The organism is Pseudomonas moorei, assembly GCF_042846945.1.
Classification (GTDB): domain Bacteria; phylum Pseudomonadota; class Gammaproteobacteria; order Pseudomonadales; family Pseudomonadaceae; genus Aquipseudomonas; species Aquipseudomonas moorei.
In genome coordinates this window covers 3,521,389-3,546,648 of record NZ_AP035776.1, presented here as the reverse complement: position 1 = coordinate 3,546,648, position 25,260 = coordinate 3,521,389, and the positions used below count along the sequence as shown (strand labels likewise).

At 62.0% G+C, this 25,260-nt stretch carries 27 protein-coding genes; 15 read left to right on the top strand and 12 right to left on the bottom strand.

Annotated features, from left to right (window positions below):
- Positions 1-92 precede the first annotated feature (92 nt).
- On the bottom strand, positions 93-827 hold the full coding sequence (locus ACGJAX_RS16680; protein ID WP_390955420.1) for a DUF533 domain-containing protein: 735 nt from the start codon (positions 825-827) through the stop codon (positions 93-95).
- A 261-nt stretch (positions 828-1,088) separates the two neighbouring features.
- Between ACGJAX_RS16680 and pcsA the strand changes: the two genes are divergently transcribed.
- Positions 1,089-1,811 carry a phosphatidylcholine synthase gene (gene pcsA, locus ACGJAX_RS16675; protein WP_090319467.1) on the top strand — a complete coding sequence of 241 codons (723 nt, stop codon included), beginning with the start codon at positions 1,089-1,091 and terminating at the stop codon, positions 1,809-1,811.
- Between the two features lie 4 nt (positions 1,812-1,815).
- Complete coding sequence (locus tag ACGJAX_RS16670; protein WP_247254330.1) at positions 1,816-2,202, top strand: DUF488 domain-containing protein; 387 nt, start codon at positions 1,816-1,818, stop codon at positions 2,200-2,202.
- Between the two features lie 67 nt (positions 2,203-2,269).
- Here the strand turns inward: ACGJAX_RS16670 and ACGJAX_RS16665 are convergent, their stop codons facing one another.
- The gene (locus ACGJAX_RS16665; protein ID WP_390955419.1) at positions 2,270-3,088 is read right to left on the bottom strand and encodes a methyltransferase domain-containing protein; all 819 of its coding nucleotides are present in this window, start codon (positions 3,086-3,088) and stop codon (positions 2,270-2,272) included.
- Positions 3,089-3,125: 37 nt separating this feature from the next.
- A complete protein-coding gene (locus ACGJAX_RS16660) occupies positions 3,126-3,395 on the bottom strand; it encodes a DUF4242 domain-containing protein (RefSeq protein WP_090319457.1) in 270 nt (89 codons plus the stop codon).
- Between the two features lie 184 nt (positions 3,396-3,579).
- On the opposite strand from ACGJAX_RS16660, the gene ACGJAX_RS16655 reads away from it, so the two are divergent.
- Complete coding sequence (locus tag ACGJAX_RS16655) at positions 3,580-4,548, top strand: AraC family transcriptional regulator (protein ID WP_090319454.1); 969 nt, start codon at positions 3,580-3,582, stop codon at positions 4,546-4,548.
- Positions 4,549-4,558: 10 nt separating this feature from the next.
- Here ACGJAX_RS16655 and ACGJAX_RS16650 read toward each other — a convergent pair whose 3' ends face one another.
- The 3 genes from ACGJAX_RS16650 to ACGJAX_RS16640 form a co-directional block, all read right to left on the bottom strand.
- Positions 4,559-5,776 carry a redoxin family protein gene (locus tag ACGJAX_RS16650; protein ID WP_390955418.1) on the bottom strand — a complete coding sequence of 406 codons (1,218 nt, stop codon included), beginning with the start codon at positions 5,774-5,776 and terminating at the stop codon, positions 4,559-4,561.
- Between the two features lie 89 nt (positions 5,777-5,865).
- The gene (locus tag ACGJAX_RS16645) at positions 5,866-6,120 is read right to left on the bottom strand and encodes a hypothetical protein (RefSeq protein ID WP_390955417.1); all 255 of its coding nucleotides are present in this window, start codon (positions 6,118-6,120) and stop codon (positions 5,866-5,868) included.
- Between the two features lie 56 nt (positions 6,121-6,176).
- On the bottom strand, positions 6,177-6,440 hold the full coding sequence (locus ACGJAX_RS16640) for a DUF2790 domain-containing protein (RefSeq protein WP_247254325.1): 264 nt from the start codon (positions 6,438-6,440) through the stop codon (positions 6,177-6,179).
- A gap of 305 nt (positions 6,441-6,745) precedes the next feature.
- Between ACGJAX_RS16640 and ACGJAX_RS16635 the strand changes: the two genes are divergently transcribed.
- The gene (locus ACGJAX_RS16635; protein ID WP_390955416.1) at positions 6,746-7,486 is read left to right on the top strand and encodes a response regulator; all 741 of its coding nucleotides are present in this window, start codon (positions 6,746-6,748) and stop codon (positions 7,484-7,486) included.
- Positions 7,483-8,802: an ATP-binding protein gene (locus ACGJAX_RS16630; RefSeq protein ID WP_390955415.1), complete on the top strand. Its 1,320-nt coding sequence runs from the start codon at positions 7,483-7,485 to the stop codon at positions 8,800-8,802. The genes ACGJAX_RS16635 and ACGJAX_RS16630 overlap by 4 nt, the downstream gene beginning before the upstream one ends.
- A gap of 48 nt (positions 8,803-8,850) precedes the next feature.
- Here the strand turns inward: ACGJAX_RS16630 and ACGJAX_RS16625 are convergent, their stop codons facing one another.
- On the bottom strand, positions 8,851-10,476 hold the full coding sequence (locus tag ACGJAX_RS16625) for a methyl-accepting chemotaxis protein (RefSeq protein WP_390955414.1): 1,626 nt from the start codon (positions 10,474-10,476) through the stop codon (positions 8,851-8,853).
- Positions 10,477-10,843: 367 nt separating this feature from the next.
- On the opposite strand from ACGJAX_RS16625, the gene ACGJAX_RS16620 reads away from it, so the two are divergent.
- Genes ACGJAX_RS16620 through ACGJAX_RS16610 form a run of 3 tightly spaced genes read left to right on the top strand, consistent with a single transcriptional unit; the run spans position 10,844 to position 12,857 of the window.
- Entirely contained in the window at positions 10,844-11,266 is a 423-nt protein-coding gene (locus ACGJAX_RS16620; RefSeq protein WP_390955413.1) for a hypothetical protein, read from the top strand.
- Entirely contained in the window at positions 11,230-12,225 is a 996-nt protein-coding gene (locus tag ACGJAX_RS16615; RefSeq protein ID WP_390955412.1) for a hypothetical protein, read from the top strand. The genes ACGJAX_RS16620 and ACGJAX_RS16615 overlap by 37 nt, the downstream gene beginning before the upstream one ends.
- The gene (locus ACGJAX_RS16610) at positions 12,216-12,857 is read left to right on the top strand and encodes a hypothetical protein (protein WP_248914163.1); all 642 of its coding nucleotides are present in this window, start codon (positions 12,216-12,218) and stop codon (positions 12,855-12,857) included. Before ACGJAX_RS16615 ends, ACGJAX_RS16610 begins: the two co-directional genes overlap by 10 nt.
- Before the next feature lie 45 nt (positions 12,858-12,902).
- On the opposite strand, the gene ACGJAX_RS16605 is transcribed toward ACGJAX_RS16610, so the two are convergent.
- The 3 genes from ACGJAX_RS16605 to ACGJAX_RS16595 form a co-directional block, all read right to left on the bottom strand.
- The gene (locus ACGJAX_RS16605; RefSeq protein WP_390959893.1) at positions 12,903-13,625 is read right to left on the bottom strand and encodes a putative DNA-binding domain-containing protein; all 723 of its coding nucleotides are present in this window, start codon (positions 13,623-13,625) and stop codon (positions 12,903-12,905) included.
- Positions 13,626-13,653: 28 nt separating this feature from the next.
- The gene (locus tag ACGJAX_RS16600; protein WP_390955411.1) at positions 13,654-14,493 is read right to left on the bottom strand and encodes a DUF692 family multinuclear iron-containing protein; all 840 of its coding nucleotides are present in this window, start codon (positions 14,491-14,493) and stop codon (positions 13,654-13,656) included.
- A gap of 144 nt (positions 14,494-14,637) precedes the next feature.
- Positions 14,638-15,972 (bottom strand): acetamidase/formamidase family protein, encoded by a 1,335-nt coding sequence (locus ACGJAX_RS16595; protein ID WP_390955410.1) that lies wholly within the window; start codon positions 15,970-15,972, stop codon positions 14,638-14,640.
- Positions 15,973-16,478: 506 nt separating this feature from the next.
- On the opposite strand from ACGJAX_RS16595, the gene ACGJAX_RS16590 reads away from it, so the two are divergent.
- On the top strand, positions 16,479-17,525 hold the full coding sequence (locus tag ACGJAX_RS16590; RefSeq protein WP_248914160.1) for a class I SAM-dependent methyltransferase: 1,047 nt from the start codon (positions 16,479-16,481) through the stop codon (positions 17,523-17,525).
- A gap of 108 nt (positions 17,526-17,633) precedes the next feature.
- Positions 17,634-18,479 (top strand): NAD-dependent protein deacetylase, encoded by an 846-nt coding sequence (locus ACGJAX_RS16585; RefSeq protein WP_390955409.1) that lies wholly within the window; start codon positions 17,634-17,636, stop codon positions 18,477-18,479.
- A 106-nt stretch (positions 18,480-18,585) separates the two neighbouring features.
- Here ACGJAX_RS16585 and ACGJAX_RS16580 read toward each other — a convergent pair whose 3' ends face one another.
- Complete coding sequence (locus tag ACGJAX_RS16580) at positions 18,586-19,488, bottom strand: LysR substrate-binding domain-containing protein (protein WP_390955408.1); 903 nt, start codon at positions 19,486-19,488, stop codon at positions 18,586-18,588.
- A gap of 285 nt (positions 19,489-19,773) precedes the next feature.
- Here ACGJAX_RS16580 and ACGJAX_RS16575 point away from each other — a divergent pair, with 285 nt between their 5' ends.
- Genes ACGJAX_RS16575 through ACGJAX_RS16565 form a run of 3 tightly spaced genes read left to right on the top strand, consistent with a single transcriptional unit; the run spans position 19,774 to position 22,367 of the window.
- A complete protein-coding gene (locus tag ACGJAX_RS16575; protein ID WP_047530551.1) occupies positions 19,774-20,472 on the top strand; it encodes a CoA transferase subunit A in 699 nt (232 codons plus the stop codon).
- A gap of 36 nt (positions 20,473-20,508) precedes the next feature.
- Positions 20,509-21,174, top strand: a complete 666-nt coding sequence (locus ACGJAX_RS16570) for a CoA transferase subunit B (RefSeq protein ID WP_247254316.1) — start codon at positions 20,509-20,511, stop codon at positions 21,172-21,174.
- 11 nt (positions 21,175-21,185) lie between these two features.
- Entirely contained in the window at positions 21,186-22,367 is a 1,182-nt protein-coding gene (locus ACGJAX_RS16565; RefSeq protein WP_090319405.1) for an acetyl-CoA C-acetyltransferase, read from the top strand.
- Positions 22,368-22,466: 99 nt separating this feature from the next.
- Here ACGJAX_RS16565 and ACGJAX_RS16560 read toward each other — a convergent pair whose 3' ends face one another.
- Positions 22,467-23,069, bottom strand: a complete 603-nt coding sequence (locus ACGJAX_RS16560; protein WP_390955407.1) for an NAD(P)-binding domain-containing protein — start codon at positions 23,067-23,069, stop codon at positions 22,467-22,469.
- 112 nt (positions 23,070-23,181) lie between these two features.
- On the opposite strand from ACGJAX_RS16560, the gene ACGJAX_RS16555 reads away from it, so the two are divergent.
- Both ACGJAX_RS16555 and ACGJAX_RS16550 read left to right on the top strand, forming a co-directional pair.
- Positions 23,182-24,084 carry a LysR substrate-binding domain-containing protein gene (locus tag ACGJAX_RS16555; RefSeq protein WP_390955406.1) on the top strand — a complete coding sequence of 301 codons (903 nt, stop codon included), beginning with the start codon at positions 23,182-23,184 and terminating at the stop codon, positions 24,082-24,084.
- Positions 24,085-24,405: 321 nt separating this feature from the next.
- Positions 24,406-25,203 (top strand): hypothetical protein, encoded by a 798-nt coding sequence (locus tag ACGJAX_RS16550; protein ID WP_390955405.1) that lies wholly within the window; start codon positions 24,406-24,408, stop codon positions 25,201-25,203.
- Positions 25,204-25,260 lie beyond the last annotated feature (57 nt).

Here is a 25,260-nt window from a genome sequence, read left to right as displayed (position 1 = left end):
CTCCCGCGGGATTTCGGCACGGCCAAACTGTGGGGGCGTGGCTTGCTCCTGGCGGCGTTCCGACGATGGCGCTCCATCAAACGACTTGATCTTCAGGCCGCCCCGCCCTTGGCCTGCTGTTCCAGATGCACCTGCAGATCCGGGTCGATGTTCAGCGCCGCCGCCAGTTCGTCCAGGTAATTGCGCTCGGCGTCCTGCTGATCGTCGACCAGCATCACGCTGGCCAGGTACATTTCCGCCGCCATGCCGGGGTCGGTGGCCGACTGTGCCACTTCGGATGCATTGAGCGGTTTGGCAACTTCGGCATCAAGCCACTGCTGCAGTTGCGGGTCATCGGTGTGACGGCCGATTTCGGCGCTGATCATCTGTTTTTCGGCATCGTCGATCCGCCCGTCAGCCTTGGCTGCCGCTATCAATGCGCGAAGGATCGCGTGACTGTGCGCCTCGACTTCCGGGCCAGCCAACAAGTCCACCGTGCGAGGTGCCTGTTGCGGCGCGGCGGCCTGGCTGCGTTGCCAGGCTTGATAGGCCTGAAATGCCATCATTCCCAACGAAGCGAGGGCAGCATAGTTAGTGCCACCACCGGAACGCGAGGGGGCCGCACCGCCCATTGGCGAACCGCCGCCGAGCAGGCCACCCAGCAAACCACCCAGCCCTCCCAAGCCACCGCCGCCTGCACTGGCTGCGCCACCACCCCCCAGCAGGCCGCCGAGCAATCCGCCGAGATCCCCGAGCCCACCTTGAGCCGACGCCCCACCCGCGCCCTGTTGCGACATCGAGCCCTGGCCGGCCCGCAGTAATTGTTCGAGCAGATCGCTGGTGTTCATGACGGCGTCCTCATTAATGGGAGTGATCCAGTCAGGCAACGATAGTCCTCGCACCCGATTGCGCCACCACCGTTTGGCCGACACGTCGCAACTGGGTAGCGCAGATTTATCCGCTGTATTTTTTTACGGCGCGGCTAAGATTCATGAGTGGTGAACCTTATTCCCGGATACCCGGTCGATACCTGCAACCCGACCCCGGTTTGCCGCCGCCCGCTAGATGAGGGTGATGACTGGCTTGCTTCACTTTCTGGAGAACGCCCCGTGATATCGACTCTACACATCGCCAGGCTCAAAGCCTGGGGAGCCCATGGCTTTACCGCCACAGGCGTAGTCACTGCCTTCCTCGCGACCCTCGCCCTGCTCGATAACCAGCCGACCAGTTGCCTGCTGTGGCTGGGCGTGGCCCTGATCGTCGATGGCCTCGACGGTGCCCTGGCGCGCAAGGTCAATGTGCAGTCGGTGCTGCCGAGTTTCGACGGCTCGATCCTCGACCTGGTGATCGACTACCTGACGTATGTCTTCATCCCGGCGCTGTTCATCTACCGCTACATTCCGCTGCCGGATTACACCCTGCTGTTGACCGTGTCGCTGATCCTGGTGTCATCGCTGTTCTGCTTCTGCAACGTCAACATGAAAAGCAAGGACAACTATTTTCAGGGCTTCCCTGCCGCCTGGAACGTGGTTGCCCTGTGCCTGTACATCATTGCGCCGTCGCCATGGATCACCTTTCTCACCGTGATTGGCCTCGCCTTGCTGACCCTGACCCGCATGAAATTCCTGCACCCGTTCCGCGTGCGCCGCTTCATGCCGGTCAATATCGCCGTGACGGCCATCTGGTTACTGTGCAGCTTGTCCCTGGTGCTCAACCATCCGGTCATCAATCCGATGGTCATGGGGCTTTGGCTATTGATGTCGGCGTACTTTCTCGGGATCTGCTTGTGGCGCACGGCGCTGGAGTGGTTCGACGGCTCGCGGCTCAAGTAGCGCCATGCCCATTCATATCGTGCGCCTGGGCGCCCCGCGCCAACCTGGAGAAGGCCTGCGCCTGGGTACCGTGCGCCGGCCACCGCGGGGCGTACCCAAGGCCGAATTCGCCAGCCGGGATTTCTATGATGTCTGGCAGCCGTTGCTGTCTCCGAGCGCGGAACTGGTGCACGAAGCCAAGGCTGCCGAGGACGAGAAGGCCTGGCACGCCTTCAAACGCAAGTTCAAGGCCGAAATGAACCACCCAGCGCCCAGCCAGTTGCTCGATCTGCTGGCCGCCCTCTCCCACCACACCTCGCTGGCCGTCGGCTGTTACTGCGAGGACGAAGCCCATTGTCATCGTTCGGTATTGCGCGAGTTGCTGGTGGCTCGGGGGGCGAAAGTCATCTAGTCCCCGAACAATCAGTGCAAATACCCTGTGGGAGCGAGCTCCCACAGGGGGGTGATGGGTTGTCGACTTAACGCCTGGTGATCACCACCTCCAGATACTCACCCGGCACCACCAGCGACTTTTCCCCTGCCCGGTTCGACCGGTTGATCAGTTCGGTCAGGTCATTTTCCAGGGCCTCGGCACCTTCGGGTGGCAGCGCGGCAAAGGCCTTGTGCATCGGCCCGTACCACGTGCGGAAGGTGTCGATGAAATGCGCCGCCGAGCGATAGCGGAAGTTGAACGTGCGGCGCGTCACCTGAAGCAGGAAGTCGCGCTCGTCGAAGTGCGCGCGCAACCAGGCTTCGGTGCCCCACTGCGACGGCGGCAGCGCGCCGGGCGGTGGCGGCAGGTGTTTACCCAGCGTCTTGAACATCTGGCCGACGAAGCCTTCCGGTGTCCAGTTGGCGAGACCAATCCGGCCTCCTGGCCGACAGACCCGCGCCAGTTCCGCGGCGGCCTTGGGCTGGTCTGGCGCAAACATCACGCCAAAGGTCGAAAGCACAGCGTCAAAACTGGCGTCCTCGAAGGGCAACGCTTCGGCGTCAGCCACTTGAAAGACGACATTGTCATTCAGGCGCTCTGCCCTGACCCGGTCTTCACCGCGTTCAAGCAATGCGGCGACATAGTCCGTCGAGCGCACGATGCAGCCGCGACGCGCCGCCGCCAGCGTGGCATTACCATTACCGGCCGCCACGTCGAGCACCAACTCGTCGCACAGCAGGTCACAGGCTTCGGCCAGTTGCTCACCGACAATCTGCAGGGTGGTACCGATCACGGCGTAGTCGCCACTGGCCCAGGCGGCCATTTGACGGTTTTTCAGGGCAACAAGATCAATGGGTGTACTCATGGATTCCGCTCCGTTGCGGTGAGGAACGCAGCCCGGCTTATTCGGCCGTGGTGGGATCGATGATCTGGGTGACTTCGGAAATTCGATTGGCCGGGAAACCACTCTGCCTGGCGTGCTCCCTGATCAGCTCTTCGCTCGGCGAGATGTACACGCAATAGAGCTTGTCACCGGTGACATAGCTCTGCAGCCACTGCACCTCCGGCAAGTCGCGCAACGTCCGGCAGGACTTTTGCGAAGCGGCTTTCAAATCCCTTTGTGACAGTGTCCCAACACCTTGAATTTCGCGTTCTATGACGAACTTAGGCATGGCAACCTCTCATTCTTGTTATGGATGGCAGGGCCGAGCCCTGTGTGACAACTATCGCGCCGGGCAACGGCGGCGTCCTGCCCGATCGTCGGCCAAGACTGTCCGATCGTCCGGAGGTTTCATGCTTCGCCGCGACAGGCCCACAATCAGCTTTTGACCCACGATCGGCATGGGAAAACCCATCATGGATGCCCTGTCACAAACCCTGCGTGTCGTGCGCCTGGTGGGCGCGATTTTCATCAACGCCCGGTTCACCGCGCCCTGGTGCTACCAGTCGCCGAGCGCGGACAGCGCCGCGCCCTTCCTGGAGCCCAACGCCGAACGGGTGGTGATCTTTCACTTGATCACCGAAGGCGAGTGCTACGTCGAACTAGGCAATGACCCGCCGTTGCGGCTGACGGCCGGCGATGTCGTGGTATTCCCCCAGGGCGATGCCCATCGCATGTGCTCGCAACCCGGCCTTGCGCCTGCCAGTGGTGCCCGTCTGGACGCGGTACTGGCGCGCCGCCCCCGGCAGTTGAGCTATGGCGGGGGCGGCGCGGTCACGCGCCTGGTGTGCGGCTATCTGGCGTGCGACACGCGGTTGGCGGGGATGCTGCTGACGGGGTTGCCGTCCGTGGTGCGGGTCAATGTACGCGGCTCGGCGGCCGGTATCTGGCTGGAATCTTCGGTGCGTTACGCCCTGGCCGAAGCCCGTTCACCCAGGCCTGGCGGCGAAGGCGTGCTGGCGAAACTGGCCGAGGTGTTGTTCATCGAAGTACTGCGCCTGTACATGCAGGAACAAGGCAAGGGCCGGACCGGTTGGCTGGCCGGCGTGAGCGACCGCATCGTCGGCGCCGCCCTCAACGCGCTGCACGGCAAACCCTGTCACTGCTGGACCCTGGAAGAGCTGGCACGCACCGCCGGCACATCCCGATCGGTACTCGCCGAACGCTTCCAGCAACTGGTCGGGATTTCGCCGATGCAGTACCTGACGCAATGGCGCATGTTGCTGGCGGCCAATCTGTTGCGCAGCAGTAACAGTTCTCTGCTGCGGATCGCCGAAGAGGTGGGATACCAGACGGATACGGCGTTCAGCCGGGCATTCAGGCGTGAATTTGGATCGCCGCCAGCGGCGTGGCGGCGAAGTCAGGAGAATCGGACGGCTCATTGAGCTGTGGATATTACGCCGCAGGCGCAGTTGCCTTCGACTCCTCGAACAACTGCTGGATCATCTTCTCCTGGGTCTCATAGCTGCCCTCACCAAAGTGCGTGTACCGCACCTGCCCCTTGGCATCGATCAGGTAGTGCGCCGGCCAGTACTGGTTGTCGAAGTTGCGCCAGATCGCGTAGTTGTTGTCGATCGCCACCGGGTAGGTGATGCCGTACTCCTTCACCTTGTCCCTGACGTTGTCGATGATGCGTTCGAAGCCGTACTCAGGCGTGTGCACGCCAATCACCACCAGGCCGTCCTTCCCGTATTTCTTCGCCCAGTCCTTCACGTACGGCAGGGTGTGCTTGCAGTTGATGCAGTCGAAGGTCCAGAAATCCACCAGCACCACTTTGCCCTTGAGCGACTCGTTGCTCAGCGCGGGCGAGTTGATCCATGCCACGGCCCCGGACAGCGACGGCATGGCGCCTTTGGCGTTGTCCATGGACGACTCGGCCTTGACCTTGCTGACCAGGTAGTCGACGACCTTTGGCACGGTTTCCAGCAAGCCTTTCTCGACGCTGCTGACCCCTTCCGACGAGGTATTGGCCAGCAGCACGTCATCGGCGCCGGTAGAGATCATCACGGCACCGGCCAGCACCGCCACTCCGGCGCCTCGACGCAGCCAACCGGTTACGGGAATCGAGGGTTTCAGGCGATTGACCAGACCGCGACCGGCGAAGATCAAGGTGCCGAGGGACAACGCACTGCCCGTGCCATAGGCCACCAGCAACAGGCTGGTCGCGGCATTCGCGCCTTGCAGCATGGCGCTGGTGAGGATCACTCCAAGGATCGGCCCGGCGCAGGGTGCCCACAGCAGGCCCGTGGCGACACCGATCATGATCGAGCTCAACGGGCCGGACATTTTGCGGCTGGCCGGGTCGATGCGATTGCCCAGCAGAACGAAGGGCCGTGCCAGCCAATCGCCGACCCGCGCGGAAATCAGCGACAGGGCGAACAGCGCCATCACGATCAGCGCCACTTGGCGGCCGGTGCTGCTGGCCTTGATCACCCATTCACTGCTGACCACCGCCAGGCTGGAAATCAGGGCGAAGGTCAGCACCATGCCAGCCAGGGTCAGGATGATCGACGAGCGCGATCGATGGGCACCGGCGAACAGGAACGGCACGACCGGCAGGATGCAGGGGCTGAGCACGGTCAACAGGCCGCCCAGGAAAGCGATGAGTAACATGGGATCACCTTGAAAATGAGGGTGGCGGTGCACAGACGTCCCCCTGTAGGCGCTGGCTTGCCAGCGCCTACAGGGGATCGTGTTATTCATCAAACTGTCTGGCTATCCTGCTGCTTACCTTGGCGCGTGTGGCTATAACCGTTTTCGGCAACGACTCGTCCCTGCGGCGTACGCCTATAGCCGTCCTCGGCAAGAAAGGCCTTGCCGCCCTTCTGCGCCACGGGCGTCAGTTGAAAGCAGGTGCTGCTGCCGCAGGCGCTTTGTTCTACGGCAGCGTTGGCGTGGGCAGCGGCGCCGGCGATGGAAAAGGCAACGGCGGTCAAGTAGCGGCTGAGATGTTTCATGGTGTTCTTCCTGTATTCAAAGGGGATGGCGGATGGGTAATGGCTGATCGCAGGACTCAGTTGTCCGCGTTGCAGCTGTCAGAAAACTTGCGGTAGTCCAGGACCCGGGTTTTGCTCTGGGAGTCCAGGTAGGTCAGTTGGGCATTCACAATCCCGCAGGACGGCGTGGCGTCCTGTTTCGACGACACCACTTTCTTGATGTCCAGTTGCGTGCCGTAGGTGTAGGTTTTAGCGCTGACATCGGCTTCGGCGCGGGCCGACAAGGTGCAGATATTCAGGGCGGCAAACAGGCAAGCGGCGTAGACGGCTTTGGTGTTCATGGCGGTTTCCTCAAGGTTTCAACGGACAGGTCGTTGGTTGGCTAGAGGCGGTTGGGTGTGCCTCGTTGGAACCTATTAGAAGCCCCCGAGGTATCCCGTATGTGTCGGGAAAAAGCGCGGGTAAATCGGTAAGTATCAAAGCCGGGCCGGGATACACAGGGATACAAAACCCCTGAAAATTCGCTTTTTTGCGTCTGTGTGTATCCACCGACTGGCCAGATACACTGCAATACAAAGGGCCAAGGGCGAGCAGACCAGGGCTCGATAGACTGTGCGACATCCCCCACTGACAGAGGCAAGTCCCCATGGAACACGTCGATCACATTCTCATCGTTGACGATGACCGCGAGATCCGCGAACTGGTCGGCAACTACCTCAAGAAGAACGGCCTGCGCACCACGGTCGTGGCCGATGGTCGACAAATGCGAACTTTCCTCGAATCCACCCCGGTAGACCTGATCGTGCTGGACATCATGATGCCGGGCGACGACGGCCTGATGCTCTGCCGCGAGCTGCGCTCCGGCAAACACAAGGCCACTCCGGTCTTGATGCTTACCGCCCGCAACGATGAAACCGATCGCATCATCGGCCTGGAAATGGGTGCCGACGATTACCTGGTCAAGCCGTTCGCCGCCCGTGAACTGCTGGCGCGGATCAACGCCGTGCTGCGCCGCACACGGATGCTGCCGCCGAACCTGGTGGTCACCGAAACCAGTCGCCTGCTGGCCTTCGGGCGCTGGCGCCTGGACACCTCGGCCCGCCACCTGCTGGACGGCGACGGCACCCTGGTCGCGCTCAGTGGCGCGGAATATCGCCTGCTGCGAGTGTTCCTCGACCATCCGCAGCGGGTGCTCAACCGCGACCAGTTGCTGAACCTGACCCAGGGCCGCGATGCCGACCTGTTCGATCGCTCCATCGACCTGCTGGTGAGCCGCCTGCGCCAGCGCCTGCTGGACGATGCCCGCGAACCGGCCTACATCAAGACCGTGCGCAGCGAGGGCTACGTGTTTTCCCTGCCCGTGGAAATCGTCGGTGCGCCCTCATGAGTCTCTCGATGCGCTGGCCCCGCACCCTGGCTTCGCGGCTGTCGCTGATTTTCCTGGTCGGCCTGATCCTCGCCCAGGCCCTGTCTTTCGGTGCGCAGTACTACGAGCGCTACGAGAGCTCGAAAAACACCATGCTCGGCAACCTGGAAACCGACGTCTCGACCTCCATCGCCATCCTCGACCGCTTGCCGGCCAACGAGCGCGCGGGCTGGCTGCAACAGCTGCAACGGGCCAACTACGGCTATCTGCTCAGTGACGGCGAGAAAGGCACGCCCATGGACATGGACATGCCGGAGGCGCCGATTGCGATGGCCTCGATCAAGGACGCCATCGGCAAGGATTACCCGATGACCTTCACCGACATTCCCGGGCCGAAAAAACACTTTCAGGTGCACCTGAAACTCTCGGACGGCAGCCCGCTGACCATCGATGTGCGGCCTGCGATGGTGCCGCTGTCGCCCTGGCTGCCCTTCGTGCTGCTCGGACAACTGGCGCTGATGCTGGCCTGCACCTGGCTGGCCGTGCGGATCGCCATCCGCCCCCTGAGCCGCCTCGCCGAAGCCGTCGACACCCTCGACCCCAACGCCCACCCGGTGCTGCTCGACGAAAAAGGCCCGACTGAAGTGGCGCACGCGGCCAAGGCCTTCAACGCCATGCAGGCGCGCATTGCCGCCTACCTGAAGGAGCGCATGCAACTGTTGGCGGCGATCTCCCATGATCTGCAAACGCCGATCACCCGGATGAAACTGCGCGCCGAATTCATGGACGATTCCGCCGAAAAAGACAAACTCTGGAACGACCTCGGCGAGATGGAACACCTGGTGCGCGAAGGCGTGGCCTACGCGCGCAGCATCCATGGTTCCACCGAAGAAAGTCGCCGCACCGACCTGGACTCGTTTCTCGACAGCCTGGTCTTCGACTATCAGGACATGGGCAAGCAGGTTCAGCTCAGCGGCAAGAGCACCACCGTCATCGACACCCGCCCCCATGCCTTGCGCCGGGTGCTGGTCAACCTCACGGACAACGCCCTCAAATTCGCAGGCTCGGCGGAGTTGCTGGTGGAAAAGCAGTCCGATGGCAGCGTGTCGGTGAAAGTCATGGACCGTGGCCCGGGCATCGCCGAAGAGCAACTGGCCCAAGTCATGGAGCCGTTCTACCGCGTGGAAAATTCACGCAATCGCAGCACGGGCGGCACTGGCCTGGGGCTGGCGATTGCAAAGCAACTGGCGCTGGCGATCGGGGGATCGCTGACGTTGAGTAACCGTGAGGGCGGCGGCTTGTGTGCGCAGCTGAAGTTGCCGGCTCGCTCGGCTTGAAAGACCGGGGTTTGGGATCAATCCGCAACCCCGGCCATAGGCTCAGCGTTAAATGACGAACCGCGACACCAGCGCATTCAGATTCACCGCCAGGCGTGACAGTTCATGGGAGGCGGCGCTGGTCTGGTCGGCTCCTGCGGCGGACTGGGTGGCGAGATCGCGAATGTTCACCAGGTTGCGGTCGACTTCGCGCGAGACCTGGGCCTGTTCTTCGGAGGCGCTGGCAATGACCAGGTTGCGCTCGTTGATCAAATGGATCGACTGCGTGATCTGTTCCAGTGCGACACCGGCGGCACGCGCCATTTCCAGGGTGCTTTGGGTACGTTGATTGCTTTGCTGCATCGACGCCACGGCTTCACCGGTACCGTTCTGGATGCCGGCGACCATTTTCTCGATTTCCTGGGTTGATTGCGCCGTGCGATGGGCCAGCGCCCGCACCTCGTCCGCGACCACGGCAAAACCGCGTCCGGCTTCACCGGCACGGGCGGCTTCGATCGCGGCGTTCAGCGCCAACAGGTTGGTTTGCTCGGCGATGGCGCGGATCACATCCAGCACCTTGCCGATGTCGCGTCCCTGAGCGGCGAGGCCTTCGATCATCAGCGAGGTGGTGTGCACGTCGTGGGTCATGGTCTGGATCGCGTCGACGGTCTCCACCACACGGTTGCGACCTTCGCGGGCGGCCTGGGTCGACTGGTTCGACGCTTCGGAGGTCGATACCGCATTGCGCGCCACTTCTTCCACGGCGGCGGTCATTTCGTTGACGGCCGTCGCTGCCTGTTCGATTTCGTTGTTCTGTTGCTGCAGCCCGCGGGAAGCGTCTTGAGTCACGGCGCTGAGCTCTTCGGCGGCGGCCCCCAACTGCGTGGCGGAACCGGCGATCTGTTCGATGGTTTTGCGCAGATTGGCCTGCATGTTCGCCAAGGCACCGAGCAACCGCCCCGGCTCGTCCTGGCCATCGGCCTCGATGGTTTTGCTCAGATTGCCGTCAGCAATGGTCTGCGCTGCCTGCAATGCACGGTTCAGCGGCGTGACGATGCTGCGGGTCAGCAGCCAGGCCAACAGAATGGTCATCAGCGCGGCCATCACGGCGGCGACCACAATGCCGAGAATGGCGCTGCTGTAGTTGTCGCCCGCTTCGGCCGAGGCGGTTTTGGCATAGCCGGTGTTGAGTGCCACCAACTTGTTGAGCTGCTCGCCCATCTGATCGGTACCGTCCTTGATCCGCGTATTGATCAGCGCGCGCATTTCATCGAGCTTGTTCTGCCGCGACAACTCCAGCATCTGCTCCTGGTCGCGCATGTAGCTGTCCAGGGTGGCGGTGAACGACTTGTACAGCTGCGCCTCTTCGGGCTGGAATGGCAACGCGGCATAGCTGGCCTGGGCGCTGCGCACCTTGTCCACCAGCACACCGATACGCGTCTGTGCTTCCTGCAACGCCGCCGGATCACGGTTGACCAATACGCGGAACGACAGGATGCGCATGCGCAGCACGTTTTCCGTCATGTTGCCGAGATAACCGACGCTGGGCAGTTGATTGGTTTCCATGTCCAGGGAAGCCTGGCGGATGATGCTCATGCGATTCACCGCAAACACCCCCAGCACGATGACCAGCAGGGCAATGAAGGCAAAACCCAGGAAAGCTCGAGGCGCGATACTCAGATTACGCAATGACATAGGATGACTCTCGGGTGATGGTGGCTACGAGCATCCTTGCGTGATCACTGAATGGCAGACAGGCGCAGGCCCTTTCAGCGGGGCGCTATTGTTGTAGTGGGTTTGTGTGCGCCTGCTCTTTGTATCGGCCAGGCTTGAGGTTTATTGCGGGGATCGAGCAAAAAAATTTCAACGACTTACAAGTGTTTCATCGCTGAAACACCTGGGGCAAAGTGACAGCATCGCCCCGGAAAACTCCGCACTCTCGACTATCCTTGAAGATGTCCGGCCCAGGGCGTGTACCAATGAATTTCGCCTGTCCCTGGCTTCAGCCGGAGGCTGTCGACACTCAACGGTGCTGCATCCAAGGCTGAGGGAGCTACGTATCATGCCCAGGTCGAACTCGCCCGCTGACGCCACGCCCTTACTGGTCGCTTATGCGACATTACGTACCGGTGAAGCCCGTATTCCCGGTCATTACTCCAGGCAACTGGATGTGTGGGTGGTCGACCATGCACAAGGCGCCATGCCCCTCGTCGAATGCCGGCAAATTCCCGAGATTCTGACCAAGACACACGCTCGAGTGGAAGAAGACGACGACACGCCGTTCGTCATGATGGAAGCGGTCAGCCAATACCCGCTCGAACTGCTCACCAAAACCCTTGCTGCGCCTGAGCAAGACGATCCCTCGCTGGATTATCTGCTTGAGTTGATCACCAAGACCAACGCGGTCGCGGAGAAGGATGACACTACAGACTCGACGCTGGACCCTGAATGCGTCGATGTCTCGGCGCCGGACGTGCCACGCTGATGCTGCTTTTAGTGACCAATCAACGGGACATTACGACGGATTTTGTCGTGCTCGAATCAAGGCGGCGGGGCATCGATTTTTTCCGGCTCAACACCGAACTGCTGCCCTCCATGGCGTGCAGCTTTTCGGATCGCATCCTCGACGACTGGACGCTGACACTCGATGGCAGGACGGTCTGCGGCTCGCAGGTTTCGGGCGCTTACTTCAGGCGGCCGGGCAAGCCTCGGATTTGCGAAAACATCATCGACGATGCCGCACGCCGCTACGCGGAGTCGGAGTGGGCCAGCTTGCTGAAAAGCCTGTATACCCGCCTTGAGGGGCGCTGGCTGAACTCGCCGACTCAAATTGTCCTGGCGGAGGACAAGCCGCGACAGTTGCTGCTTGCCCATCGCCTCGGGTTTGACGTGCCGGCGGCTCGTATCACCAACGACCTGCAAACGGCGCAACAGATCACCGAGCACTTCAACGCCATTGCCAAGCCCCTTAGAGAATCCCTGCTGACGGGCGAGCGCGAGAGCGTGATGTTCACCACTCGCCTTGATGGTCTCTGTGCGGCGGATGCCCCCGCCCTGGCCCTGGCGCCGATCATCGTCCAACAAGAGATCGCCAAGCAGTACGACGTACGTGTGACCGTGGTTGGACAGCGGGTATTTGCCGTTGCGATCGGGTCCCAGGCGCATGCCGAGACGACGGTGGATTGGCGTCGCGGCTCCCATGCCGACCTCAAGCATGAACTCATCCAGCTACCGGAACGCCTGCAACACCAGTGCATCGAGCTGACCCAATCCTTGGGTTTACGCTTTGGGGCGATTGATTTGATCTGTGATCAGGATGATCGATTCTGGTTTCTGGAAATCAACCCCAATGGCCAGTGGGCCTGGCTGGAAAACATGACCGGCGCGCCAATCACCAGTGCCATTGTGGACGAGCTTCAAGGCATGGGTCGCCCATGGACTTGATAGAACTGATCTGGCCTGCAATGGAGCCGCTCACTTCGCAAGAGCTCAAGCTGCAGGACGCCCGGCATAAGCAGGACATCGCCAAAATCAATATCGCCCGATGGTCAGTCGACACCGACGCCGCCCTGGAGGAAGCGCGGCGCCTGGATGACGCCGAATCGGACCGCCGGAAAACGGCAGACAGCAAGGCCAGCATCTATCTGGCGGCCGTGACGGCGCTTACACCGGTGCTGGCTTCTCTGCTGCCGAGCATCTGGAGCGACAAATCAACGATCAGCTTCAGCGTCTGTTCGCTGGCCATCTTCTTTTTGGCCACGTTGTACCTGTTCAGGGCCGGGATATGGGCCTTCGAAACGCTCAGGGTTTCAACCTCCAGCCGTGTCGATGCAACGGACCTGGCCAGCCTGTGGAGCGCGGCCACCCCCAAGCCCGAACTGGTCAAGAAGCTGCTTATCGCCGTCAGGTACAACCACGCCGGGGCCAATCGCAAAGTGTCCTGCATCAAAATGACCCATGCCTTTCTGCTCAGGGCATTTTTGGCGTTCATCCTCCTGCTGATCGTCCAGGTGGCGTGGACACCGGCAGGCCAACTGATTGCGCTGGTGATCGCGACGGTGCGTTGCTTCAACTGAAGCGCCCTGGCAGGCAAGCGCGCCCGCCTGCTAAACGACGGGACCCTACAGCCTCACGCCCACCACCCCTTCCCCATGCAGCTGCCGGATCAACGCCAGGCCGACATCGAAGAAGTTCGACGACCCGGACCCACCCGCCTCCAGCGCCAGCCCCTGCAATTGCGCACGGCCGTCCAGCTCTGGACATTCGTCGATGCGCTGCAACAAGCGCCAGGCCAACGGGCTCAGTTCGGAGAACTTCACCTGCCAGTCTTCGGCCCGCCGCACCAGCAGCAATGTCGGCTGAGCTGGCGCGGTGTCCGGCTGATAATCCGGCCCCAGCAAGTGCACCGGCCAGGCATAAGCCAACGGCCAGGCCAGTGGCGAAACGCGCAACGGGCGACTCGGCAACAGCTCGGCGTCGCCCGCTGGCAACGGCTCGGCTTCGGATTGTTGCAGCGCCATTTCGACCCATTCGTAGTGCGCCAGCTCGACCATGAACGGCGGCCAGGAACCTTCGGCCAATGCCTGCGGTGCAGACGCCAGGAACTCGACAAACTCTTCGGCGATCTCACCGAATTTCGGCGTGTGGGCACGGTAGTCGCGCAGAAAAATCCGCACCAGCGCACGCCACTGTTCATCACCGAGGATTTGCACCAGTACCGGGAAGGTGCCGCTGATCAATGACGACAGGTTGGCGAACACCAGGTCGCGGTAAACCCGTGCCCGCGCCGGGTCCATTTCCGCGGGCGGCGCGTAGTGCTCCGGGTCGCGCAGATAACGGCCCATGCTGCTTTGTTGTTCGTGCAACGAGCGATTAGCCACGGCTCACCTCGCTGGCCTGCAAACGGCGAATGGTCTGCAACTCGGCGACCAGTTCGCTGAACGCCGGAAAATTGAAATCCCGCTCCAGCAATGTCGGCTGGGCGCCGAACCGGGAATAGGCTTCGGCGAGCAACGACCACACCGCCGGTTTGACCGACGCACCGTGGGTATCGATTTTCAAGGTGTCGGACTCATCGAAATGCCCGGCGATGTGCATGGCCACCACGCGGTCCGAATCGATACCGGCGAGAAAAGTGTGCGGATCGAAACCGTGGTTGATCGAGTTGACGTACACGTTGTTGACGTCGAGCAACAGATCGCAATCGGCCTCGCGCAACACGGCGTTGGTGAAGGTCACCTCGTCCATGTCCTGCTGTGGCGCGGCGTAATAGGAAACGTTTTCCACCGCCAGGCGCCGGCCAAGAATGTCCTGGGCCTGACGAATGCGCGCGGCGACGTGGTGCACCGCCTCTTCGGTAAACGGCAAGGGCAACAGGTCGTACAGATGACCGTCATCGCTGCAATAGCTCAGGTGCTCGCTGTACAGCGGCACGTTGTAATGATTGAGGAAGACTCGCACTTCTTGCAGAAAGCCGACGTCCAGCGGCGACGGCCCGCCCAGGGACAACGACAACCCGTGGCAGGACAGCGGATAGCGCTCGGCCAGGGCCCGCAGCGTCGCGCCATGGGCGCCGCCGATGCCGATCCAGTTTTCCGGTGCGATTTCGAGAAAGTCGAACTGGCCGGCCGGGGCAGCCTGGAGGTCGTTGAACAGACCGCGACGCAAGCCGAGCCCGGCGCTGGCCTTCGCTGAAGTGATGGGGGTTTGCATGGTGTCGATTCCTGGGGTTGTCGGTACGCAATCACAGTTAATCGAATCGATGTATCGGGTCTGTGTTGCGTACCGACGGAAAACGGCAGTGCTTGTATCGCCAGCGGGTCTGTACACACTTCGGTACAAACCCGTCGGTCAGGGTCAAGCCAGGTCGTACTTCTCACGCACCAGATGACCGATGCCAATGCGATCGAGCACCTCCATCGGGCACAGGAACGTCACCCGCACCGTGCCCGGCAGGCGGCTGATGTCGATCGAACCGGTGAGGGTGGCGCGGTTGAGCACTTCGTCATACGGCAGGCCCGTGACCTGTGCGGCACGCGTCAAGCCGTTCTCGACCGCCAGGTTGAGATTTTCGCCGCTGCCGATAAAGGTGACCGGGCCGCTCTGCTCGATCTCGTGCTGGCCCCAACGGGCGCCCAGCTCACGGACCTTCGCCCGTTGTTCGGCGTTCATTGGCCGCGCCATCGGCGGCAAGTCGTCGAGGTTCTGCAGGAGGATCGGCCCGTCCAGCGTCAGGTTTTTCACCACCTCGACCACCACTTCGGTTTCCCCGGAGCAATCGGTGGCATGCCCGGCGATTTCGCCGTTGCCCTGCTGGGCGTGCATGTCGCCCATGTACACCCCGGCCCCGGGGACTTTCACCGGACAGATCAATACGCAGCCCTCGCGGATCGAATTGGTGTCCATGTGCCCGTCGGTCTTGGCCGCATGCAGTTCTTCACGGGTCATGCCGAAACGGTGCGGTGCGTTGATCAGGTACTGGCCGAAATCGGCGCAGTTGTGGGAATCAGGCAAATCGCGGGACGGCATAGTGCCGATGTTGCCGAGGAACGGTCGCATGTGCGCGGCGACGCCAGGCATGTCGGCACGGGCCAGGGACAGGATCGAATGCTGGGCGGCGAATTCCGGCAGCGCTGACATTTCGGATGCCTGGCCGGCCAGTTGATTGGCGATGTCCTGGTTGACCGTCAGGCTGACCTGATTCTGCGCATCGAACACGATCACATAGCCGTGGCTGAAGCGAAACGCGCTGACTTCGGCGCCGCAGTGGTTACAGCGAATCGAGTCCTCGCCGATGCCATCGACATGGCTGGCCGGATGTTCGGTGCCGCACTTGGCGCAGAACTTGGAGACGAACGGATCGCCGTTGTAACGACCCTCAACAAAGGTCATGACCCCGGACGAGGTCGCCAGCGAGGTCACGCGCATGCTTTTGATCTTGATGGCGACCGCATCGCCGACTTGCGCACCGGCGATGGCCACCGGTTGCGTCACTTCATGGCCGCCTTCAAAGGCCGGGGTGATCATCGGCCCCCAGCAACCCGGCGGCGTTCCGGTGATCAGGGTGCCGCCGTCGGCCAAAGGCCCCAGCATCGGCAGGCTGGGGCCGATGATGCCGTGGGTGTAATGATCGACCCGCAGGCGATCGACCGGCGTGGCGTTGAGATTGGCTTGCGACACAAGCGTTGTCATTGGGTCCCCTTGACCGCATCAGGCGCGGAACAGTGTCAGGAGCGAACGGCCGCCGGTTGCGACGGCCAAGGAAAGGGTCTTGGCCGCCAAGGTTCAGGGCGCCAAAACGGCCTGCACAGTTCAGCGCAGATTTGTATCTGCTCTGTGTTCGGCGGTGGCCCTGAATTGAGGGGGACTGTATCGGGAAGGCCGTTAGATACAGTGGGATACATGCGCAGGCAATGCGGGCCAAAATATCTCTGGGAGCGGCGGTGCGACCATTCCGCTTGCCCGCGATGAGGCCGGCAGATCTGGCCCATCTGTTGTCTGACACTGCGCTTTCGCGGGCAAGCCCGCTCCCACAGGTACCTTCGTCGCCAGCAAAGGCGGCTTTCGACCCGCGAACTAAACTTATTTCACTCAGGACATGCAAATCGTCCTGTTCATCCCCCACGACCACCGCCCAGTGGCGCGAGTCCTACACACCCGGCCTCTGGACCGTGATCCTTTCTGAAGGAGCACACGTGATGGACGAGGCCAGACTCAATGACTTCATGGGCAAACTGGTGAATGACATGGGCGGCGCGGCGATGCTCGCCAACGTCATCCTCGGCGAAGAACTCGGGCTGTACCGGGCCATGGCCGACAGTCAGCCAGTCACCCCTGAAACACTCGCCGGCAAGACCGGCTGCAACCCACGCCTGGTGCGCGAATGGCTCAGCGCCCACGCCGCCTCCGGCTATATGGAACACATCGACGGGCAGTTCCGCCTGCCCGAAGAACAGGCCCTGGCGCTGGCGATCGAGGACTCGCCGGTCTATATCGCCGGTGGTATCGGGGTGGTCGCATCGTTTTTCCATGACAAGGACAAACTGGTCAACGCCATGCGCGGCGACGGCGCCCTGCCCTGGGGCGATCACCATCCGTGCATGTTCAGTGGCACGGAGCGGTTCTTCCGCCCAGGCTACAAGGCCCATCTGATCGCCGAATGGCTGCCGGCCCTTGAAGGCGTGGTGGCCAAGCTGGAAGCCGGCGCGAAAGTGGCGGACATCGGCTGCGGGCATGGCGCCTCCACCGTGATCATGGCCCAGGCCTTTCCCGAGTCGCGATTTGTCGGGTTCGACTACCATGCGCCGTCTGTCGCCGTCGCCACCCAGCGCGCCGAAGAAGGTGGCGTGGCCGGACGGGCGCGATTCTTCCAGGGCACGGCAAAGAGCTACCCCGGCAACGACTATGACCTGGTCTGCTATTTCGATTGCCTGCATGACATGGGCGACCCGGTCGGCGCGGCCAGACACGCCTACGAGTCGCTGAAACCGGACGGCACGGTGCTGTTGGTCGAGCCATTCGCCAACGACACGCTCGATGAAAACATCAACCCGGTCGGACGTTTGTTCTATGCCGCCTCGACTTTCATCTGCACGCCGAACTCGCTGTCCCAGGAAGTCGGCCTCGGCCTCGGTGCCCAGGCGGGCGAAGCGCGGTTGCGCAAGGTGTTCACCGAAGCCGGGTTCTCCAGTTTCCGCCGGGCGACGCAAACACCGTTCAACCTGATTCTTGAAGCACGCAAGTAAACACAGCTGCCTTTGGTAGGAGCCCGCTTGCTCGCGATGGTGTATCAGATACATTGATGTCGACTGACACACCATCGCGAGCAAGCTCGCTCCTACAGGTTTTCCGACATGTTCGACAGCCTTATCCACGAACAACTCGACCGTCTCCAACAGCTTATGGCCGACGAACCGTTCGTGGTCCTGACCGGTGCCGGGATCAGCACCCCGTCGGGTATCCCGGACTATCGCGACAATCAGGGCGTACGCCGTGGCCGGCAGCCGATGATGTATCAGGAATTTCTCTCGGCACCCGAGTCCCGCCGACGTTATTGGGCGCGGGCGATGCTCGGCTGGCCACGGGTGCGCCAGGCGCGGCCGAACGTGGCTCACGACACCCTGGCCCGCTTGCAGAGTACCCGGCAGATCAGCGGCCTGATCACCCAGAACGTCGACACCCTGCACGATCAGGCCGGCAGCCATGACGTGATCGAACTGCACGGCAGCCTGCAACGGGTGCTGTGCCTGGACTGCGCGAAACGCAGCGAACGGGATTCGATCCAGCAACTGATGGAAGCGCAAAACCCCTATCTGGCCGGCGTTGATGCCGTACAGGCGCCGGACGGCGACACCTTGCTGGATGCCGCCTTCGAAGCCCGCTTTCAGGTGCCGCGTTGCCCGTACTGCGCCGGTGAACGGATGAAGCCGGACGTGGTGTTCTTTGGCGAAAACGTTGCACAGGAAACCGCCGCCAAAGCGATGGCTGCGGTGGAGAAGGCGGCCGGGCTATTGGTCGTCGGCTCGTCGTTGATGGCCTACTCGGCATTTCGCCTGTGCCGCACGGTGGTGGATCAGGGCAAGCCGTTGCTGGCGATCAACCTGGGCAAGACCCGGGCCGATGACCTGCTGGATTTGAAGATAGAAATGTCCTGCGAGCAGCTGTTGCCGTTATTGGCGCAGCGCCTCACCCACCACTGATGCGACCCAATCCTCGCAGGAGCGAGCCTGCTCGCGATGGACGTCAACGATGACGCGGGCTATCTGAATGCCCGCGGTGTCCTGGTGTCCATTGCGAGCAGGGTGATCAATGTCCGACTGCCTGCCAACCCAGGCTTTCTTCTTTAAGCACATCAAACAACGCCTGCGCCGCCGCCGACAGCTCCCCTCCCGGCAACGTCAGCACGCCCAGCGCCCGCTCTACCACCGGGTCGCGCAAGGTGATACAACGCGCGCCCAGTTCGCGCATCTGCCCGGCGCACAAGGCCGGCACCGCGCTCACGCCCAGCCCGCTGGCGACCATCCGACCGACCGTCGACAACTGATGGCTCTCAAACTCCACCGGCAATTTCATGCCCCGCGCCTGTAAGTGTTCCTCCAGCATCACCCGCACCGTCGAGGGGCGCTGCAAGGTAATGAACGGTTCCTTGAGCAAGGTCAGCCAGTCGATGTCATCGAGTATGGCCAGCGGCGAGTCATGGGGCACGACCGCCACAAAGCGGTCAACGTACAACGGCGTGAAATGCAGCGACGAACTCTGGGTCGGCTCAAACGCCACCCCCAATTCCACCTGGCGATCACGAACCATTTCCAGCACCTGCTCGTTGATCACGTCGTTCACCGTGACGTTGACTTTCGGGTAGCGCGCGCGGAAGGTCTTGAGGATCGGTGGCAGCAGGTTGCCGGCGAACGACGGCATCGCCGCCAGGGTCACGCGTCCGCGCTGGAGGGTGAAGCGCTGGCGCAATTCATCTTCGACATTGTCCCAGTCCGCGATCAATCGACGGGCCAGCGGCACCAGCGCTTCGCCTTCGGCGGTCAGCGCGACGTTGCGCGTGTTGCGGGTGAACAAGCGCCCGCCCAGGCCCTCCTCCAGCGCCTTGATGGTCAGGCTCAAGGCCGACTGTGACAGGTGCAGGCGTTCGCAGGCCACGGCGAAGCTCAGGCTTTGGGCCACCGCCAGGAAGGCGCGGATCTGCTTGACGGTCATAGGTCGCTTCGCTCCGTTTGCAAGCGGCAAATTTCAAGCCGCGGGGTAAAATCAACAGCCGAGGGTTCTGCATGAGCCGGTTTGCCAGCGAAAGCGATTTGCCAGACGACATCGTCGTCGACTGGCCTGCCGTCTTCGCTGGCAAGCCGGCGCGTACAGGATGACTGTTTAATGACATTAATCAATTAATCCAGCCAAAAAAACAACTTAACAAATCAATCTTGCAGCGAGACACTCCATCCCATACGGCTAGCCAGCCGCCCACAAAGAATAAAAGAGGTGCATATGGCAGGTTTCGACAAGCGCGTGAGTTCCTACGAGGAAGCTCTGGCAGGTCTTGAAGACGGCATGACCGTGATCGCCGGCGGCTTCGGCCTGTGCGGGATCCCGGAAAACCTGATCGCCGAGATCAAGCGCAAGGGCACACGCGACCTCACCGTCGTCTCCAACAACTGCGGCGTCGACGGCTTCGGGCTCGGCGTATTGCTGACCGACCGCCAGATCAGCAAAGTCGTGGCCTCCTACGTCGGCGAAAACAAGCTGTTCGAAGAACAACTGCTCAAGGGCGAAATCGAAGTCATCCTGACCCCGCAGGGCACCCTCGCCGAAAAAATGCGCGCAGGCGGCGCCGGCATCCCCGCGTTCTTCACCGCCACGGGTGTCGGCACTCCGGTTGCCGAAGGCAAGGAAGTGCGCGAATTCCATGGCCGCAAGTACCTGATGGAAGAATCCATCACCGGCGACTTCGCCATTGTCAAAGGCTGGAAAGCCGACCATTTCGGCAACGTGATCTACCGCCACACCGCCCAGAACTTCAACCCGCTGGCCGCCACCGCCGGCAAGATCACCGTGGTCGAAGTCGAGGAAATCGTCGAGCCCGGCGAGCTGGAGCCGTCGCAGATCCACACCCCTGGCATCTACGTCGACCGGATCATTTGCGGCACGTTCGAGAAGCGCATCGAACAGCGCACCGTGCGTAAGTGATCCCCTGCCCCCGGACCGAATGAAGGAATAACAACAATGGCACTTTCCCGCGAACAAATGGCTCAACGCGTCGCCCGCGAAATGCAGGACGGCTTCTACGTGAACCTGGGCATCGGCATTCCGACCCTGGTCGCCAACTACATCCCCGAAGGCATGGAAGTCATGCTGCAGTCGGAAAACGGCCTGCTCGGCATGGGTCCTTTTCCTACTGAAGAAACCATTGATGCCGACATGATCAACGCCGGCAAACAAACCGTGACCGCCCGCATCGGCGCTTCGATCTTTTCCTCGGCCGAGTCCTTCGCGATGATCCGCGGTGGCCATGTCGACCTGACGGTGCTGGGCGCCTTCGAAGTCGACGTACACGGCAACATCGCCTCGTGGATGATTCCCGGCAAACTGGTCAAGGGCATGGGCGGCGCCATGGACCTGGTGGCCGGTGCGGAAAACATCATCGTCATCATGACCCACGCGTCCAAGGACGGTGAGTCCAAGCTGTTGTCCCAATGCAGCCTGCCGCTGACCGGCGCCGGTTGCATCAAGCGCGTGCTGACCGACCTGGCCTACCTGGAAATCGAAAATGGCGCTTTTGTCCTCAAGGAACGCGCTCCAGGCGTCAGCGTCGAAGAGATCGTTGCCAAAACCGCCGGTAAACTGATCGTGCCGGACCACGTTCCGGAAATGCAGTTCGCTGACCAGTGAGGAATCATCCCATGCAAGAAGTCGTCATTGTTGCCGCCACACGCACCGCCATCGGCAGTTTCCAGGGTTCCCTGGCAAACGTCTCCGCCGTTGACCTGGGCGCGGCGGTGATCCGTCAGTTGCTGGCGCAAACCGGTCTGGACCCTGCCGAAGTCGATGAAGTGATCATGGGCCAGGTGTTGACCGCCGGCGCCGGGCAAAACCCTGCGCGCCAGGCGTCGATCAAGGCCGGCCTGCCCTTCGCCGTACCCGCCATGACCCTGAACAAGGTCTGCGGCTCCGGCCTCAAGGCCCTGCATCTGGGCGCCCAGGCCATCCGTTGCGGCGACGCCGAGGTGATCATCGCTGGCGGCCAGGAAAACATGAGCCTGTCCAACTACGTCATGCCCGGCGCTCGCACCGGCCTGCGCATGGGTAACGCGCAGCTCGTCGACACCATGATCAGTGACGGTCTGTGGGATGCGTTCAACGATTACCACATGGGCATCACCGCCGAAAACCTGGCCGAGAAGTACAGCCTGACCCGCGAGCAGCAAGACGCCTTCGCCGCCGCCTCTCAGCAAAAAGCCACGGCCGCCATCGAAGGCGGACGTTTTGTCGATGAGATCACGCCGATCCTGATTCCCCAGCGCAAGGGCGATCCGCTGTCCTTCGCCACCGATGAGCAGCCACGGGCCGGCACCACCGCCGAATCCCTGGGCAAGCTCAAACCCGCCTTCAAAAAGGACGGTTCAGTGACTGCCGGTAACGCGTCGTCGCTCAACGACGGCGCCGCCGCCGTGATCCTGATGAGCGCCGAAAAAGCCAAGGCCCTGGGCCTGCCGGTGCTGGCGAAAATCGCGGCCTACGCCAATGCTGGCGTGGACCCGGCGATCATGGGCATCGGCCCGGTGTCGGCGACCCGTCGTTGCCTGGACAAAGCCGGCTGGTCCATCGACCAGCTTGACCTGATCGAAGCCAACGAAGCCTTCGCCGCGCAATCCCTGGCAGTGGCCAAGGACCTGGAATGGGACCTGAACAAGGTCAACGTCAACGGCGGCGCCATCGCTTTGGGCCATCCGATCGGTGCGTCGGGTTGCCGGGTACTGGTGACGCTGCTGCACGAAATGATCAAGCGTGACGCCAAGAAAGGCCTCGCCACCCTGTGCATCGGTGGTGGTCAGGGCGTGGCTCTGGCGATCGAACGGGCGTAAAGCGTTCAACAGGCTGCGCGGGGACCCACGAAGAACCGTTGCAGCCTGGTAAAACACCCGGTGTGACTCAGGTCGCACCGGGTTCTTTTTGCCCGGGTTTCAGGCAAATCTCACCAGGTTCAAGATCGGCAAAGGTCCGCCCGGAAACTGCGCCAGCCTGGCCCCGACACTCAGCGTCCCCAGATCGATCCCGAAAAACCCCACTTGCTCGATCAAGTCCACCACTTGCGCTTTGGCGTCGGCATCGTCACCCGAGACAAACAACACTCGCCGTCCGCCCTCTGCTGCCGGATCACGCTCAAGCAATCCCGCCGCCAGGTGATTGAAAGCCTTGACCACCCGCGCACCGGGCACCCACTCGGCGAACACTTCGCTGGACATACGGCCCTGCAGATCTATTGCCTTGAACGTTGGTGCCTCTATCGAGTTGTTGGCATCGATCACGATCCGCCCGTCAAACGCCGGCAGACCCGCCAGCGCGGCAGGCAATTTCGACCAGTTCACGGCTACCAGCACGATAGGCTGGGCGGCCGCCTCTTCACGGGTGCCGGCGCGAGCGGTCGGTCCGAGTTCTGCCACCAGTGACGCCAGGCTTTCAGGGCCGCGACTGTTGGCGATGACCAGTTCGATGCCTTGACGCGACAGTGCTCTGGCAAACGCTGCGCCGATTGCGCCGGCGCCGATGATTCCGATGGTGCTCATGGTTTTCACTCCGAGGGGTTGTGGTTGGAGTGAATACTGCGCTTGCCATTAGCGCTTGATTAGCCGGTAATAAGTTGAATGATCTTCAAGCATTACTATCAGGTGTCGCCCCATGGAAACCCTCGCCAACCTTGAATCCTTTGTGCGCAGCGCCGAAACGGGGAGTTTTTCCGCCGCCGCGCGGTTGCTCGCACTGACGCCTGCGGCGGTCAGCCGCAATGTGGCGATACTCGAGCGCAACATTGGCGTACGGCTGTTTCAGCGCTCGACGCGCAAATTGTCCCTCACGCAAGCCGGCGAACGTTTTCTGGCCGACATCGGCGGTAATCTGGAGGCACTGCAAACGGCGATCAGCGCCGTGAGCAGCGACCGTGGCGAACCCGCCGGCGTGCTCAAGGTGAGCCTGCCGCCCACGTTTGGCATCAGCCATGTGTTGCCATTGCTCCCGGCCTTTCTCGCGCGTTACCCATTAATCCGCCCCGAATGGCACTTCGAAAATCGCCAGGTGGACTTGATCGCCGAAGGCTATGACGCCGCCATCGGTGGGGCCTTCGAGCTAACGCCAGGGGTCGTGTCAAGGAAACTCGCGATGGCGGATATTGTGGCCGTGGCCTCCCCTGCGTACCTGGCAGGGCAACCCCTGCCGACCCACCCTTCGGAGTTGTCACGACTCAATGGCATCGTGATGCGCGGCAGCCGCACCGGACGCATTCGCCAATGGCTCATGCAAGATGGCGCCGGCAATGCAGCCACAGCCAGCCTGAACGAGAACATCGTGCTCAATGACCCGGCGGCCATGCGCGAAGCGGCAATTCTTGGCCTGGGCGTCACCCTGCTGATCCTGCCCGACGTACAAGCGCCTATCCAGCGCGGCGAACTGGTGCGCGTGCTGCCGGACTGGCATGCCGATGCGGGGGCGCTTTCACTGTATTACCCGAGCCGGACGCTGATGCCGGCCAAGACGCGGGTGTTCATTGACTACATGGTCGAGGCGTTTCACCGCGACAGCGTGTGAGGGTTCATCGCCAGGACCATAGAACCTTTGTTCACTGTCGGCACAACGTTGCTGTCACTCACCCCAGAAACTGCAGGATCAACCAGGCGTTCGCCCCGCTGATCAGCACAAACAACTCCCACCCCAAGTCGGGTAGTTGGCGATGAAGTGGCTGCCTCCGATTAGGGTGTTGATGGGGCTGACGCTTTCGCTGGCAAGCCAGCTCCTACAGGGGTGTACGGTATGAGAGGGAACTGTTGTATACAAAAATTCAACCGATATAGAGCAATCCACTGTTCGCAATGCTAACGTTGCCGCCTGAAACAGATTGGAGATGTGCGTGTGCTGATGCTCAAACTGCTGGTCATTCCGGGATTCCTGCTGCTCATTTCCCTGGCTGGTAAACGCTGGGGGCCGAGCGTGGCCGGTTGGCTGTCCGGATTGCCGGTGGTGGTCGGGCCGATTCTGTTCTTCCTCGCCATCGAACAAGGGGTCGCCTTCGCTGCGCAATCGGCCATGGCGGCCCTGTCAGCGATGTTCGCGATGATCGCCTTCTGCGTGACCTACGCACAGGTTGCCCAACGCACGGGATGGCAGCTGGCGCTAGGGGCTTCGCTTCTGGTGTGGGCCACGGCGGCGGTGCTGCTGTCGTTGATCCCGCCGTCGCTGCCATTGTCAGTGATCGCCGCCGCAACGGCACTGCTGGCCGCGCCCTACCTGTTCCCGTCGGTACAGCCGATCGTGTCAGGCCCCGCACCGAAGTCCGACAAACTGCTGCTGCGCATGATGGCCGGCGCCTTGCTGACTCTTGCGGTCACCTTGCTCGCCAGCACCGTGGGCGATCGCTGGAGCGGCCTGCTCGCCGTGTTCCCGGTGCTGGGCAGCGTGATGGCGGTGTTTTCCCAGCAAACCCGTGGCCCGGCGTTTACCGCCGCCCTGCTGCGGGCGACGGCAACCGGGATGTATTCGTTCTCGGCCTTTTGCCTGGTCCTGGCGCTGGCATTGCCTGAACTCGGGATGCACGCATTCACCCTTGGAGTGGCGGTATCGGTGGCGATGCTGGGGGTGACCAAACGCTTGCTGGCGCGGCCCGTCGGCCCGATGGCGGCGGAGGCTGGACGAACCGCGATCAAGCGCTAAGCTGCATCTGGTCATCGGGCAAGGAAGTCGCCCGTTCAACGACCTGAAGGAACAGAC

Excerpts from the sequence above, each read along its gene's own strand:
- ACGJAX_RS16680 (WP_390955420.1), bottom strand. The coding sequence starts at position 827 with ATGAACACCAGCGATCTGCTCGAACAATTACTGCGGGCCGGCCAGGGC.
- ACGJAX_RS16670 (WP_247254330.1), top strand. The coding sequence starts at position 1,816 with ATGCCCATTCATATCGTGCGCCTGGGCGCCCCGCGCCAACCTGGAGAA.
- ACGJAX_RS16665 (WP_390955419.1), bottom strand. The coding sequence starts at position 3,088 with ATGAGTACACCCATTGATCTTGTTGCCCTGAAAAACCGTCAAATGGCC.
- ACGJAX_RS16660 (WP_090319457.1), bottom strand. The coding sequence starts at position 3,395 with ATGCCTAAGTTCGTCATAGAACGCGAAATTCAAGGTGTTGGGACACTG.
- ACGJAX_RS16655 (WP_090319454.1), top strand. The coding sequence starts at position 3,580 with ATGGATGCCCTGTCACAAACCCTGCGTGTCGTGCGCCTGGTGGGCGCG.
- ACGJAX_RS16650 (WP_390955418.1), bottom strand. The coding sequence starts at position 5,776 with ATGTTACTCATCGCTTTCCTGGGCGGCCTGTTGACCGTGCTCAGCCCC.
- ACGJAX_RS16645 (WP_390955417.1), bottom strand. The coding sequence starts at position 6,120 with ATGAAACATCTCAGCCGCTACTTGACCGCCGTTGCCTTTTCCATCGCC.
- ACGJAX_RS16640 (WP_247254325.1), bottom strand. The coding sequence starts at position 6,440 with ATGAACACCAAAGCCGTCTACGCCGCTTGCCTGTTTGCCGCCCTGAAT.
- ACGJAX_RS16635 (WP_390955416.1), top strand. The coding sequence starts at position 6,746 with ATGGAACACGTCGATCACATTCTCATCGTTGACGATGACCGCGAGATC.
- ACGJAX_RS16630 (WP_390955415.1), top strand. The coding sequence starts at position 7,483 with ATGAGTCTCTCGATGCGCTGGCCCCGCACCCTGGCTTCGCGGCTGTCG.
- ACGJAX_RS16625 (WP_390955414.1), bottom strand. The coding sequence starts at position 10,476 with ATGTCATTGCGTAATCTGAGTATCGCGCCTCGAGCTTTCCTGGGTTTT.
- ACGJAX_RS16620 (WP_390955413.1), top strand. The coding sequence starts at position 10,844 with ATGCCCAGGTCGAACTCGCCCGCTGACGCCACGCCCTTACTGGTCGCT.
- ACGJAX_RS16615 (WP_390955412.1), top strand. The coding sequence starts at position 11,230 with ATGCGTCGATGTCTCGGCGCCGGACGTGCCACGCTGATGCTGCTTTTA.
- ACGJAX_RS16610 (WP_248914163.1), top strand. The coding sequence starts at position 12,216 with ATGGACTTGATAGAACTGATCTGGCCTGCAATGGAGCCGCTCACTTCG.
- ACGJAX_RS16605 (WP_390959893.1), bottom strand. The coding sequence starts at position 13,625 with ATGGGCCGTTATCTGCGCGACCCGGAGCACTACGCGCCGCCCGCGGAA.
- ACGJAX_RS16600 (WP_390955411.1), bottom strand. The coding sequence starts at position 14,493 with ATGCAAACCCCCATCACTTCAGCGAAGGCCAGCGCCGGGCTCGGCTTG.
- ACGJAX_RS16595 (WP_390955410.1), bottom strand. The coding sequence starts at position 15,972 with ATGACAACGCTTGTGTCGCAAGCCAATCTCAACGCCACGCCGGTCGAT.
- ACGJAX_RS16590 (WP_248914160.1), top strand. The coding sequence starts at position 16,479 with ATGGACGAGGCCAGACTCAATGACTTCATGGGCAAACTGGTGAATGAC.
- ACGJAX_RS16585 (WP_390955409.1), top strand. The coding sequence starts at position 17,634 with ATGTTCGACAGCCTTATCCACGAACAACTCGACCGTCTCCAACAGCTT.
- ACGJAX_RS16580 (WP_390955408.1), bottom strand. The coding sequence starts at position 19,488 with ATGACCGTCAAGCAGATCCGCGCCTTCCTGGCGGTGGCCCAAAGCCTG.
- ACGJAX_RS16575 (WP_047530551.1), top strand. The coding sequence starts at position 19,774 with ATGGCAGGTTTCGACAAGCGCGTGAGTTCCTACGAGGAAGCTCTGGCA.
- ACGJAX_RS16570 (WP_247254316.1), top strand. The coding sequence starts at position 20,509 with ATGGCACTTTCCCGCGAACAAATGGCTCAACGCGTCGCCCGCGAAATG.
- ACGJAX_RS16565 (WP_090319405.1), top strand. The coding sequence starts at position 21,186 with ATGCAAGAAGTCGTCATTGTTGCCGCCACACGCACCGCCATCGGCAGT.
- ACGJAX_RS16560 (WP_390955407.1), bottom strand. The coding sequence starts at position 23,069 with ATGAGCACCATCGGAATCATCGGCGCCGGCGCAATCGGCGCAGCGTTT.
- ACGJAX_RS16555 (WP_390955406.1), top strand. The coding sequence starts at position 23,182 with ATGGAAACCCTCGCCAACCTTGAATCCTTTGTGCGCAGCGCCGAAACG.